At 48.1% G+C, this 13,509-nt stretch carries 11 protein-coding genes; 5 read left to right on the top strand and 6 right to left on the bottom strand.

Annotated elements, in window-relative coordinates:
- Positions 1–541: 541 nt before the first annotated feature.
- Complete coding sequence (gene metG / locus L4D79_RS17300) at positions 542–2,593, bottom strand: methionine--tRNA ligase (protein WP_428652815.1); 2,052 nt, start codon at positions 2,591–2,593, stop codon at positions 542–544.
- 168 nt (positions 2,594–2,761) lie between these two features.
- On the opposite strand from metG, the gene apbC reads away from it, so the two are divergent.
- The 3 genes from apbC to L4D79_RS17285 all read left to right on the top strand — a co-directional run bounded on the left by apbC (position 2,762) and on the right by L4D79_RS17285 (position 7,051).
- On the top strand, positions 2,762–3,853 hold the full coding sequence (gene apbC, locus L4D79_RS17295; protein ID WP_428652814.1) for an iron-sulfur cluster carrier protein ApbC: 1,092 nt from the start codon (positions 2,762–2,764) through the stop codon (positions 3,851–3,853).
- 206 nt (positions 3,854–4,059) lie between these two features.
- Positions 4,060–4,704 (top strand): uridine kinase, encoded by a 645-nt coding sequence (gene udk / locus L4D79_RS17290; protein ID WP_428652813.1) that lies wholly within the window; start codon positions 4,060–4,062, stop codon positions 4,702–4,704.
- A gap of 193 nt (positions 4,705–4,897) precedes the next feature.
- The gene (locus L4D79_RS17285; RefSeq protein WP_428652812.1) at positions 4,898–7,051 is read left to right on the top strand and encodes an AsmA family protein; all 2,154 of its coding nucleotides are present in this window, start codon (positions 4,898–4,900) and stop codon (positions 7,049–7,051) included.
- Between the two features lie 84 nt (positions 7,052–7,135).
- On the opposite strand, the gene L4D79_RS17280 is transcribed toward L4D79_RS17285, so the two are convergent.
- Positions 7,136–7,543: an ester cyclase gene (locus tag L4D79_RS17280; protein ID WP_428652811.1), complete on the bottom strand. Its 408-nt coding sequence runs from the start codon at positions 7,541–7,543 to the stop codon at positions 7,136–7,138.
- Between the two features lie 125 nt (positions 7,544–7,668).
- Entirely contained in the window at positions 7,669–8,121 is a 453-nt protein-coding gene (locus tag L4D79_RS17275; RefSeq protein WP_428652810.1) for a CBS domain-containing protein, read from the bottom strand.
- Positions 8,122–8,310: 189 nt separating this feature from the next.
- Between L4D79_RS17275 and L4D79_RS17270 the strand changes: the two genes are divergently transcribed.
- Positions 8,311–9,351 carry a metal-dependent hydrolase gene (locus tag L4D79_RS17270; RefSeq protein ID WP_428652809.1) on the top strand — a complete coding sequence of 347 codons (1,041 nt, stop codon included), beginning with the start codon at positions 8,311–8,313 and terminating at the stop codon, positions 9,349–9,351.
- Between the two features lie 351 nt (positions 9,352–9,702).
- Entirely contained in the window at positions 9,703–11,028 is a 1,326-nt protein-coding gene (locus L4D79_RS17265) for an anaerobic C4-dicarboxylate transporter (protein ID WP_428652808.1), read from the top strand.
- Positions 11,029–11,436: 408 nt separating this feature from the next.
- Here the strand turns inward: L4D79_RS17265 and L4D79_RS17260 are convergent, their stop codons facing one another.
- The 3 genes from L4D79_RS17260 to L4D79_RS17250 form a co-directional block, all read right to left on the bottom strand.
- Positions 11,437–11,871 carry a phosphate-starvation-inducible protein PsiE gene (locus tag L4D79_RS17260; RefSeq protein WP_428652807.1) on the bottom strand — a complete coding sequence of 145 codons (435 nt, stop codon included), beginning with the start codon at positions 11,869–11,871 and terminating at the stop codon, positions 11,437–11,439.
- Between the two features lie 174 nt (positions 11,872–12,045).
- Entirely contained in the window at positions 12,046–12,651 is a 606-nt protein-coding gene (cobO, locus tag L4D79_RS17255) for a cob(I)yrinic acid a,c-diamide adenosyltransferase (protein WP_428652806.1), read from the bottom strand.
- An 11-nt stretch (positions 12,652–12,662) separates the two neighbouring features.
- Positions 12,663–13,454 (bottom strand): adenosylcobinamide-GDP ribazoletransferase, encoded by a 792-nt coding sequence (locus tag L4D79_RS17250; RefSeq protein WP_428652805.1) that lies wholly within the window; start codon positions 13,452–13,454, stop codon positions 12,663–12,665.
- Positions 13,455–13,509 lie beyond the last annotated feature (55 nt).

Below are 13,509 nucleotides of genomic sequence, written 5' to 3'. Positions count from 1 at the left end.
GGTATCAATGTGTTGTTTCAGTTGGTGTCTAATTGTAACAAATGATTTTCGTCACATCGGGAAATTCGAGTTTATCTATCGGATTAATCATGGGTATTGGTGAGGGGGGGAAGAGGGGGGATTTTGAGAGGTTGGTTTATAAGCTGATGATTAATATTGGATATATTTGATTTGTTAATGTCACTATGAAAATGATCGCCAACAATTGCTTTTTCTTTTTGCGATCTAGCTAGCAGTTTTCAAAACTGAAAAATAAGATATCGCCAATCTCGCGTCTTTTAACACATGTAAAAAAAGTTAATGAGATTGGCGTGGGTATTAAAGGTGCGATGTCTGTTTTTTGAACGATTGGGTAGGGGCTAGGGCTAGTTGACTTGGGGAGGGGGTTCTAAAAGCTCGGTATGATCTCAAGAGCCAGAGAGAGTATAGGGATCCTCAACACTATTGTTAGTTCGAAAAACTGACATAGTCATATTTCAGAGATAAAAAAACCAGCTCGGTTGAGCTGGTTTTGTTTGTTGTATCTTTTAAGACCGGCGTCTTACATTACACGCATGCCTGGCTGTGCACCTTCGTGTGGCTCAAGGATCCATAGATCCTGACCACCTGGGCCTGCAGCCAGTACCATACCTTCAGACATGCCGAACTTCATCTTGCGCGGCTTCAGGTTAGCAACCATGACGGTGTGCTTGCCGATTAGGTCTTCAGGGCTGTAAGCCGACTTGATACCGGCAAAGACTTGGCGAGTCTCGCCGCCTAGGTCCAGCTCAAGCTTCAACAGCTTGTTGGCCTTAGGCACCGCTTCGCAAGAAACGATCTTAGCAATACGCAGGTCCACTTTGGCAAAGTCATCGAATTCGATTTCGTCTGCAATTGGCTCTTTGCTGAGTTCAGTTTCGGTTTTAGCCGCTTCTGCTTTCTCTTTTGCTGCCATTTCAGCGGCCGCATCTTCTTTTGAAGCTTCAACCATAGCTTCGACTTTCTTCGCATCGATGCGGTTGAACAGTGCCTTGAACTTAGTCACTTCGTGGCCAGTCAGTGGCTGGGCAATACCTTCCCAAGTCAGGGTTTCGTTCAGGAAGCCTTCTGTACGCTCAGCAAGCTGAGGCATAACGGGTTTCAGGTAAGCCATCAGAACACGGAATAGGTTGATACCGACAGAGCAGATCTCCTGCAGTTCCTGATCTTTACCTTCTTGCTTGGCAACAACCCAAGGTGCTTTCTCGTCAACGTACTGGTTGGCTTTGTCAGCCAGCGCAGTGATTTCACGGATAGCACGGCTAAACTCTCGGGTTTCGTATAGCTCAGCGATACGATCTGCTGCGGCAACAAACTCTGCGTATAGCTCAGGCTCAGCGAAGTTGTCAGACAGCTTGCCGTCGAAACGCTTGGCGATGAAACCTGCGTTACGTGATGCTAGGTTAACAATCTTGTTCACCACGTCGCTGTTAACACGTTGGGTGAAGTCTTCAAGGTTAAGGTCCAGATCGTCGATACGGCTGTTTAGCTTCGCTGCGTAGTAGTAGCGTAGGCACTCTGGGTCTAGGTGTTCTAGGTAAGTACCCGCTTTGATGAAGGTACCTTTAGACTTCGACATCTTGGCACCGTTCACTGTTACGTAGCCGTGTACGAATACGTTGTCAGGCTTACGGAAACCCGCACCTTCCAGCATGGCTGGCCAGAATAGGCTGTGGAAGTAAACAATGTCTTTACCGATGAAGTGGTAAAGCTCCGTTGAGCTGTCTTTATTCCAGAACTCGTCGAAGTCTAGGTCGTCACGCTTGTCACACAGGTTCTTGAATGAGCCCATGTAGCCGATAGGTGCGTCTAGCCATACGTAGAAGTATTTGCCAGTCTCGCCAGGGATCTCAAAGCCGAAGTAAGGCGCGTCACGTGAGATGTCCCACTGCTGTAGGCCAGACTCGAACCATTCCTGCATCTTGTTGGCCGTTTCATCCTGAAGGGCACCAGACTTAGTCCACGCTTTCAGCATGTCTTCGAACTGAGGTAGGTCGAAGAAGAAGTGCTCAGAATCTTTCATCACTGGTGTGGCACCAGAAACAGCAGATTTCGGGTTGATCAACTCTGTTGGGCTGTAGGTTTCACCACAGTTGTCACAGTTGTCGCCGTACTGATCGTCAGACTTACACTTAGGACAAGTACCTTTTACGAAACGATCCGGTAGGAACATCTCTTTCTCAGGGTCAAACAACTGAGAAATAGTACGATTGGTGATGTAGCCATTGTCTTTCAGCTGGGTGTAGACAAACGACGCCAGCTCACGGTTCTCTTCAGAGTGCGTGCTGTGGTAGTTGTCGAAGCTGATATCGAAGCCAGCAAAGTCAGCCTGGTGTTCTTTGCTCACTTCGGCAATCATCTGCTCAGGATCCATACCCATCTGCTGGGCCTTAAGCATGATTGGAGTACCGTGTGCATCGTCTGCACAGATGAAATGAACTTCGTTGCCGCGAAGGCGCTGATAGCGCACCCAAATATCCGCTTGCACATGCTCAAGCATGTGGCCCAAGTGGATAGAACCGTTAGCGTACGGTAGGGCGCAGGTCACCAGAATTTTTCTTGGATTTGCAGCCATAATGTCTTATTTCGCTCATGATGGGTAATAAAAACGTAGCTGTAAATAGTACCTGATGGATAGCACCTTGCCTAGGAGGATCTGCTGTAAATCACCGTAAAATGGAGCGCTATATAGGCATCGGTGTTAGGATGTAAAGAAACAATAAATGTGGAGCGCTAAAAGATCATGAGCAGTGATTCAATTACCCGTTTTGAAAGCGTGGCAGATATTTGCCATTGGTTGAACCAGTTTGAACACCCTTGGTTGCATGACGAGTGGGCCGAGACGACGAACGTCGTATCGGTGTCGGCTGACGGCAAAATTTCGGTGACCCTTCCGTTTGCAGCTAGCCAAGTGGCTGAACTTTTAGAGCAGTGGATCATCACCCAGCAACAGCTCCATCATATTGCCAGCGATATCAAATTTGACATTGGGTGCCGTGTTGCCCCGTTGGCCTCTGGTGACAAGCAACCGCTTAATGGTGTAAAGAACATTATTGTGGTGAGCTCTGCCAAAGGCGGAGTGGGTAAATCGACGACATCCGTTAACCTTGCTCTGGGGCTTCAGGCCCAAGGTGCAAAAGTGGGTTTACTGGATGCCGATATCTATGGCCCGTCGGTTCCGATGATGCTCGGCACGGTGGACGAGAAGCCGCAGTCACCGGATGGCAAGATGATGATGCCGATTGAATCATGTGGCTTATATACTAATTCAGTGGGGTATTTAGTGCCGGCTGACAGTGCCACTATCTGGCGTGGCCCAATGGCGTCGAAAGCCTTGTCTCAGATCATCGCCGAGACCTGGTGGCCAGATCTGGACTACTTGGTGATTGATATGCCACCGGGTACCGGTGATATCCAATTGACATTGGCCCAGCAAATCCCGGTGACGGGTGCGGTTGTTGTAACAACCCCGCAAGACTTGGCTTTGGCTGATGCAATAAAGGGCGTCAGCATGTTTAACAAGGTCGATGTACCGGTGCTGGGTGTGGTCGAGAACATGAGTTACCACATCTGCAGCAATTGCGGTTATCACGAGCCGATCTTCGGCACCGGCGGCGCTGAGCGCATGGCACAGGAATATGCCGTACCGCTGCTGGCTCAGTTGCCTCTGCATATCAAAATCCGTGAAGACATCGATAATGGTAAGCCAACGGTGGCAGCGTCTCCTGATTCAGAGCAAGCTCAGTCATACATTCAATTGGCCGGTTCTGTTGCCAGCCGTCTGTATTGGCAAGGTACGCCTGTGGCCGAACAGATCACAATTCGTACAATGTAAACCATTGCTTTTATCAAAGCTGCAGAGTTTCTGAGCAAACGTGGCAGATGCCGCTTTTTTACTGGCATCTGCCCTTACATCTGCCTATAATCATGCGGTTTATTTATGCCTATTTAAGCCATTTCCAGACACAGTGAGTGATGGAAAATGGTCTGTTTATTACGGTTTGTCCACTACGCCACGTTGTTTTACAGGTGCTTTCTGATATGTCTGAACACTCTCACCAATGCGTTATTATCGGTATTGCAGGTGCCTCTGCATCCGGTAAAAGTCTGATTGCCAGCACAGTTTATAAAGAGCTAAAAGAAAAAGTAGGCGATCATCAGATCGGTGTTATTACGGAAGATTGCTATTACAACGATCAAAGCCACCTAAGCATGGATGAAAGGGTAAAGACCAACTACGACCACCCAAATGCCTTGGATCACGACCTACTTTGTGACCACCTTGAGCAGTTGATCCGCGGTGAAGCGGTGGAAGTTCCTCAGTACAGCTACAGCGAACATACGCGTATGACTGAAACCACTACGCTGACACCTAAGAAGGTGATCATCCTAGAGGGTATCCTGTTGCTGACTGACCCACGCCTGCGTGACATTATGCATGCAAGTGTCTTCATGGACACGCCTCTAGATATCTGCTTGCTGCGCCGCCTACAGCGCGATGTGGCTGAGCGTGATCGCACCATGGAATCTGTGCTTGCGCAGTACCAGAAAACAGTACGCCCGATGTTCATGCAGTTCATCGAGCCTTCAAAGCAATATGCGGACATTATTGTTCCTCGTGGCGGTAAGAACCGTATCGCGATCGACGTACTGAAAGCACACATTGCCAAGTTGCTACGTGCTTAACGCTTCGCTCTGACACGTGATTATTAATAGGCAGCATTACGCTGCCTATTTTTTTACCTGAAAAAAACATAGCGACTGTAGGTTGGGTATAGACTTCAATCACTTGAAGTCGTTGGGCTATATGCCACAATGGGATCAGATAACTTTGGCGCTAGGCTCGTTTGATGAGCATGGATGAAAAGATGGGGATGTAATGAAAAAAATAATAATGGCTTTGCTAGCGGTTGTCGTGGTTGCCGTTATCGGTATTGCCGCCTTGGTGGCACTGGTTGATCCGAACCAGTTCAAACCAATGATTGCTGAGCAGGTAAAAAAAGCGACCGGACGAGACCTCGTGATTGAAGGCGACATTAGCTGGCGTTTTTTCCCAAGTATTGGGTTTGATATCGGCAAGACAGAATTCAAAAACCCGCAAGGATTTGCCGAGCCGAATCTCGCCCAGTTCGATCAAGCAGAATTGTCAGTGTCGGTGATGCCGCTATTTTCCCAACAGCTAGAAATTGGCAATGTCAGCTTGCTGGGCGGGCGGGTCTTCATTCAAACCCTCGAAAATGGTGTCAGTAACCTTGATGGCTTGTCGGGTCAGGAAACAACCGAGTCGACTGCAGAGTCAGCAGAAACACCGACAGAGCCATCAGTAAGCGGACCCGCGCCGACAGCGGAACAGCAAGCATGGCAGATCAGCTTGGCTGGGGTCGAAATCAGTAATGCCAGTGCGCTTATCATCGATGATAAAGCGGGCAGTCAAACCGAGGTTGACCGGCTTGATTTCACTTTGGATCAATTTGCCCCAGGCGAGTGGACGGCAGCCCAGTTCGATATCGCGGGCAGTGCCGGCGAGTTGAGCTTCAGTGCTGAAGGGCAAACAGAGCTGTTGATTGCTGAGAAACTCGATGGTGCTGAACTCAAAGCGCTTTCGTTAAAGGCAAGTGCCAAAGATGCGGTCAATGATATCCGTAATGCCAACATCTCTCTTGATAGCTTCAAGCTGGGTGACTGGTCAACGATTGAATTCGCGATTGAAGGTGAAGTTCCTGATCTGAGTTTTAATACCCAGGGCTCTACAAAGTTAATGGTCGATGAGGCTATTAAGCTCATTAGCCTGAAAGACGCCAAGCTTAATACTGATGTCAAAGGGGCTAGTTTGCCACGTCCTGAAATGGCGATTGCGCTTGAAGCCGATGCAACATACCAGCTGGAGAAAGGGTTGGCTGAGCTGCCTAGGCTCAAGGCGGCGGTTGATGAGCTGGCATTGAATGGTAATGCCTCTTTCCAATCGGCTGACATTCCGGTGATCCGCTTTGATTTGTCGTCGGACAAGATTGATCTGGATGCCTTCCTTGGCTCTGAAGAGAAGTCTACAGACTCACAAGGTAGTGGCGATGCCACTAGTTCTAAAGCAGGCAGCGCAGAAAGTGCCGGTAGCGCAGGTGGCAAGGCGACAGACCAAGAGCCTGATCTCAGTGTGCTGAAGACCCTCGATTTGGCAGGTAAGCTGGCGATTGAGCAGTTCAAAGCCGCCAATGCGCACATGAGCAATGTGAAGCTAGCGCTGAGTATAAAAAATGGTGTACTTGATCTCAGCGGGCTGGATGCCAACCTTTATCAAGGTAGTATGCATGCTACTGCAAAAATCGATGCTAATGGTCAGTTGCCTACTTACCGAGTGAAAAAGCAAATCAAAGGTGTACAGATCCAGCCGTTGCTGATGGATGTAGCACAAAATGATACCTTGGCGGGGAGCGGTGATATTTCGGTGAATGTATCGGGCACTGGACTGGCCGAGAAGCGTATGCGTGAAAATATTGCCGGTACGATTGATATCCGTTTTGCTGACGGGGCAATTTATGGTGTCAATGTTCCGGAAATGATCCGGGAAGCTCGCGCGACGCTTAAAGGCCAGAAAGCCGAATACGTTAAGGAAGAGAAGAAAACCGATTTCTCGGCGATGACTGCAACCATCAAACTGGGCAAAGGTGTTGCTTCAACCAGCAACCTTGATATCGACTCACCACTGCTTCGTATTAATGGTAACGGCTCGACCAGCTTGGTGAATGAAACCATCGACTTTGCTGTGAATACCTCTGTGGTTGCAACCAGCAAGGGGCAGGGCGGCAAAGACATTGACGAGGTCGCTGATCTCACGGTGCCGATTGACGTTAAAGGCAACTGGAGCGAACCTGCGTTCTCGCTCAACCTAGCTCAGCTGCTCAAGCAGAATAATGAGCTGGAGAAAAAGGCACAGCGTGAAGTTGAGCGTGGCCTAGAGAAGCTGTTGGGTGACAAGGCCAAGGATGACGACATCAAGAAGGCGGCGGACAAGCTGCTGAAAGGGTTGTTTAACTAATCGGTTAATCGACAGCTTAGCATTGTCTAGTTTAGTTATATCTAAGGAGAGCGGTTGCTCTCCTTATTTCATCTTATCAAAAGGTTAGACCGCCCCTATCTGTTGTAACAAGCCCATTTGATCCCACTGCTCCCACCGTTCTACAACCCGGCCATCAACAACGTGGTCTAGAATCAGCCCTTCAAACTGCACTTTTTCTGCGGATGGGCTTACATCACCAAGAGAGCCGGTATGTGTACCTGTGGCCGTCCAGCGCGTTGCGACTTTGTCACCCGATACAATCTGATCATCAACGGTCAGATGCAAATCAGGAAAGGCCAGTAATAATCCACTGACCAACTCTTTGAACTCTGTCACGGTGAGATTGGGACTTGGTGCGCCTGCCATGTGAATAACACTGTTGGCAGCGAAGGCTTCATCAGCGCCCGATACATCGCCTCTGTTTAGTCCATCAATCCATACTTGCTCGTACTTGGTTATCGCTAAAGCCATGGCCTTATACTCAATGAAGGAATCCATATGAAAAGATAGACGATATATTGGAGTAAGCTTTATTGGGCAGGATGGGGGGCTATTAAAGAGCCCTACCGGAAAAAGTAGGGCTTTGATATTTCACGTTATGCTAGCTGTTTTTTCTTTTTCGAGGATTTCTGGCTTTGCAGAACATCTTGGAAGGCTTTCAGTAAATCGATGGCCGATAGCATACCGACCAGTTGTCCTGTTTTATCCAACACAGGTGCAGCGCCAACTTGGAAATCCAATACCGTGCCGATAGCTTTGGTTAGCGTGTCGTAGGTGCGGACATGCACAACATCCCGGATCATGACATCACTGATATGCCACTCATCGGTTAGGTGGTATTCATGGCCGATCTCTGGTGATTCATCAACCCAACCCGGACGGCGTAATTCCCTGTCGCTCACGATACCGACAAGCTCCCCTTCATTATTCAATATGGGTAAATGACGGATATTTTCATCGCGCATCAAGAAGAAGGCTTCTCTCAGTCCAGTGTCTGGAGAGGCGGTGATAACTTTGCGGGTCATGTATTCAGAGACTTTTGTTGGCATTGCATCTTCCTATTTTTCAAAGTTGATGGGTGTTGCCTGATTTACCGTAGCGAAAATTGCGCACCTGATCTGCGAGCAAAACCTAGTTTTTGCAGAATTAACGAAGAACTTAAACAAGTTTGTAACTTGTTGCGTAGCGACTAATGGCTCTGTTAAGGTGGCGGCTCACAAAATGAATAAGGAATGATTGTGGACTCAGTAACACAAGCAGCATTGGGGGCAGCGGTGGCCGGTGCTGTCGCAGGAAGGAAGTGTTCCCCGAAGATCTTGTTGGCTGGTGCGGCTCTGGGCACACTGCCGGATCTCGATGTGCTAATCAGCTATGGCGATCCGGTGTCGGATATGGTGAAGCACCGCGGGTTTAGCCATTCATTGTTTGTGCTCATTCCGTTTTCATTCTTACTGAGTTGGCTATGGCAAAAATGGCGACCGACTCGGTTTAATTTTGGCCACCTGTGGCTGCTGGTAGCGGCTGCTTTAGTCACCCACCCGTTACTCGATTCATTGACGGCATACGGTACTCAGCTGTTTTGGCCGATCAATAAACCGATAGCCATTCCAAGCCTGTTTATAATCGACCCGTTGTACACGATTCCGTTGCTGGTGGTCTTGCTGGCGAGCCTGTTGTGGCGTGACCGTATGGCAAAATTATGCACGGCAGGATTGGCCGTATCCTCTTTGTATATCGTATGGTCATTGACTGCGATGAATATGATTGAAAACAGGGTTGAGCAACAACTAGTGGGCACTCAACTCGCTGGCAAGCCAGTGTTTATCACCCCAACCCCATTTAACACCGTGCTCTGGCGCATTGTTGTTCAAGGTGAGGAGCATTACTTCGAGGGCTTGTCCTCGGTAATTGATGGTGATACTGAAATCGAATTTTTGCAAAAGCCTCTTGGTACTTGGCCGACCGAGTTGGCTTCGCAGCATCAACAGATGCTTGAACACTTTACCGGTGGTTTTATAAAGTACGAACAACGTCAATCGGAATTGGTGGCATCGGACTTGCGCTTGGGAATGGGTGAGCAGTTAGCTTTCCAGTTTGCATTGGCAGACAATAGTCATGAATGGGTAACCATTCCCCCTGTCAGGGTTGAAACCCCAGGGGCAAGATTGGCGCAAATCCCGAACCTGTGGTTGAGACTGCTAGGCAACCAAGATATTGATGCTAACTTATGTCACATTTCAGAGTGCCCAAAGCCGTCCGTACCGCTGGCAAGCCGCTAGGGCTGCTCTGTAAATACTATGCCGAAGTGACTTGGGTATAGATACAATGGCTGAATCAGGCATTTTAAAGTTACGATAAGTAATTGCCTTTTCAGCCATTTTTTATGTTGTAGTGATGGGATGTAGCCGTTTGGTTAATATCCAGTTTGTCACTAGTACGATTTCTGTAGCCATCCTTCGCTTAGCGTACAGCGTTTATATGCCACTATTCACAGTTCAATTTACCCGTAGAAAAGAGCGGGTAGAAATTGATAAACATCAATAAGCTACAGGTTTCATACTGGCATTATGCTCCCAATTTCAATTAACTCCCCCTGATGGGGTGAATTTCGATATAGGGAGATAGCGAATATGCTGTACTTGGAGTTTTTATTCCTCCTTCTGGTGCTCTATGCTGGTAGCCGTTTTGGTGGCATCGGCCTGGGCGTGGTATCTGGTCTTGGCTTATTGATTGAAGTCTTTATTTTCAGGATGCCACCGACATCGCCACCAATCACGGTCATGCTGATTATTCTGGCGGTTGTTACCTGTGCATCAATTTTGGAAGCGGCCGGTGGACTAAAATACATGCTGCAAGTTGCCGAGCGTATCTTACGCAGCAACCCAAAGCGAGTGACCTTTCTGGGTCCGTTAGTCACTTACACCATGACTTTCATGCTGGGTACTGGTCATGCGGTGTATTCCATCATGCCAATTATCGGTGATGTGGCATTGAAGAACGGGATCCGTCCTGAACGCCCGATGGCGGCTTCTTCCGTGGCGTCTCAGCTTGCAATTACTGCCAGCCCAATTTCTGCGGCTGTGGTGTATTACCTTGCCCAACTGTCAGGTGTGCAGGACAGTATCCATTTGCTGACCATTTTGATGGTCACCGTCCCTTCTACTTTACTGGGTACCTTCTTGTTGTCATTGTATAGTTTGCGCCGCGGTGCAGACTTATCTGAAGATCTTGAATACCAGCGCCGTCTGCGTGATCCGCTGTGGAAAGACAAGATTCTTCACACTACAGCGACGTCGCTGGATGAGAAACTGCCGGCGTCAGCTAAGCATGCAGTGTTGCTGTTTATCTTGGCGCTAGTATCCATTGTTGTGGTGGCGATGGTACCTGAAATCCGAACCATCGGTGATGGCGCCAAGCCGATCCCGATGTCAGTAATTATCCAGATGATGATGCTGGCGTTTGGTGGCCTGATCTTGCTGGTGACTCGTACCAATGTGCAAAAAGTCCCTGAAGGTGTGGTATTTAAGTCAGGTATGGTTGCAGCGATTGCTATCTTCGGTATCGCCTGGATGAGTGATACGTACTTCCAATATGCAATGCCGTCGTTCAAAACCGGCATTACTGAAATGGTTCAGGATTACCCGTGGACGTTTGCACTGGCATTGTTCATTGTGTCTGTCGTCGTAAACAGTCAGGCAGCAACAGCGCGTATGATGTTACCTGTCGGTATGGCGATGGGCTTGAACCCCGCATTGCTGATTGGTTTGATGCCTGCTACCTATGGTTATTTCTTTATTCCAAACTACCCATCAGACATTGCGACCTGTAATTTCGATGTCACTGGTACGACTAAAATTGGCAAATGGTATTTTAATCATAGCTTTATGGTGCCGGGTTTAATCGGGGTGGTTTCAGCTTGTGCCATTGGCTACACCATCGCCCAAGTGATCGTTTAAATTAACCTGGCCAGTGCATATTTACTGGGATCTAAGCCAGCGACGTCGGTTGCTGGCTTTTTTATACATACCATTCCGTAGATAAAGTTATGTAAATCCGGATGAAAAATATTCAACCAAGTAATTATTTGAGTATATAATTGACTGAAAAGCATCTTCACGGGGTGAAGGTTAACGGTTGTGATTAACCGTTTGTGGTGGTTGAGAAATCTAGATAGTTTGTGAGGTAGCAATTAACAGTTTAAAACGGGTTTTGGCGGCAACAGATTTTGAGTCTCTCAGGGCTAAAATGCACACAAAAATCGTCAAAAAAGCAGAGGCTTACTACAAGAATAAGTTGGCCAAATCCAAGAAGCCTCAATTACATCAAGATCAATAAGGGAGTGAATCATCACTCCCTTTTTACGTTTAATCGTGCGAATTACGCTGGCCTGGCTCTTCCGCATCCTCATAGGGCCAGTAGTGGTGACCGGCTCGGATGATGAGTGTGGCTGCCGCCAAGATAAAGGCTGCGACCGATAGCCAAACAATATAGACCCCATCGAGTTCTTTCATTCCCAGCGTGATGTAGCGGGCAATGGCCATAATCGCAATGTATATCGGGTAGCGAACCGGGATTTTACCATTGGTGACAAACTGCTGAACCATCGCCAGCACTTCCAGATAAATGAACATCAGTAAAATATCTGTCAGCGCGATCTGACGGTTAGTATAGATGACAATGAATTCATTGATCATGGCAGCCAAGGTTGCCAAGGTAATACCGACCAGCAAGATAGCTTCGAGAATATGAAACAGCTTTAAAAATATCTCACTGAATTTTTTTGGTAAATGTGAAGGCATTAGTGTCCCTTGTAAGACTTGTAATCGGTCTTGAATAGAAGACCTGTTATGAGCCAAATATTGGCTTTTTCTTGCCAAGGGTCAAGTAAAAAATGTGACAAAGGAAGAGATTGAAAAGTAGCCACAATCGTATTTTTCGGTGGCTACTCAGGATGAGGATTGTTTTCTGAGGGCCTACCAGTCTACACCTTTACGGGCTTTGACGCCGCTTTCAAAGGCATGCTTTACATTACGGACTTCAGAAACAGTATCAGCCAATTCAATAAGTTCCCGGTGTGCACCACGGCCAGTGACGATGACAGACTGGTTTTGGGGACGGTTGTTGATGGCCTCAATAACGTCTGTGAGATCTACGTAGCCATAGGTCACCATATAGGTAAGCTCATCAAGAAGAATGACATCATAGCTATCACTTCCCAACATTTTTTTACACTCCGCCCATGTGGCCTGGGCTGCTGCCGTATCTGCTTCTTTATTTTGGGTTTCCCAGGTGAAGCCGGTGGCCATAACGGAAAAATCGACGCCGTGCTGCTCGAGTAGCGCACGCTCGCCGCAATCCCAGGTACCTTTGATAAACTGGCCGACACCACATTTCTGACCGTGGCCAACTGCGCGGGCAATGGTGCCAAACCCTGATGTGGATTTTCCCTTGCCATTGCCGGTAATGATCAGGAAAAGCCCTTTCTCTTCTTGCGCTGAAGCGACACGCGCATCAATTTCTGCTTTTACTTTTTGCTGACGTGCTTTATAGCGACTGTCTTTCTGGGTTTGATCTACCATGATGATCCTTATTATTGTTGGGCTACCATTGCCAATATGATCAGATAACCTGTTACTTCAGCAAGCTGCTGGCATGCGCCAAGACAATCTCCAGTATAGCCACCCAGCTGGTGGGTAAACCAGCGGCCACAGGCATAGCGAACCAGTAGCAGGGCAGTAGTGAGCAAAAGTGCCATTGGCAGTGGTAATAACAGTAATATAAAGAAACTGGTGATAATTAAAACCCACAAATCTTGTTGGCTTTGCTGATTGGCCAGTGGTTTGACTTTGCTTTGCTCATCGAGCCGAACGTATGGGTAGCTGAATATGAGGCTGGCAGCGGCAGCACGGCTCAAGCCGTGAAGGCTGAAAAGTGCCAATGCGGTCAATGACGGCGATATCTCAGCCAAGGCGGTTAGGCTGGACCATTTGATTGCAAGTACAACAAACAGTGCCGCGGCGCCATAGGTCCCTAGTCGGGAATCTTTCATGATCTCGAGTTTTTGTTCAGGTTGCCATCCGCCACCAAAACCATCAAACACATCGGCTAAGCCATCTTCATGGAAAGCACCGGTCAGCAGCAGACTGGCCGCCATGGCGATGATCACAGAGACAGAAGCCGGTAACACTAGCTGTGCCAGCCAGAAAATTGCAGCGCTTGCCAAACCGACAACCAGTCCGACCAAGGCAAAATAGCGGTTAGCCTTGTTCAGCAGCTCGGGGGAATAGGGCGTATCAGCAGGGACAGGAATACGGGTAAAGAAAGCGAGTGCAATCAGAAAAATCTGCACCTGCTGTTTGAGTGCCTGATAATGGAGCTTCATTGAGGGCAGCCTTGCTGTAAGAATTTGAAAGCTTTACGTTACTGCAACCTGTGAT

The sequence above is a fragment of the Photobacterium satsumensis genome (genome assembly GCF_050336935.1).
GTDB classification, from domain to species: domain Bacteria; phylum Pseudomonadota; class Gammaproteobacteria; order Enterobacterales; family Vibrionaceae; genus Photobacterium; species Photobacterium satsumensis.
Note: the sequence above shows the minus strand (reverse complement) of the source record. Positions and strands in the feature narration are given on the sequence as shown.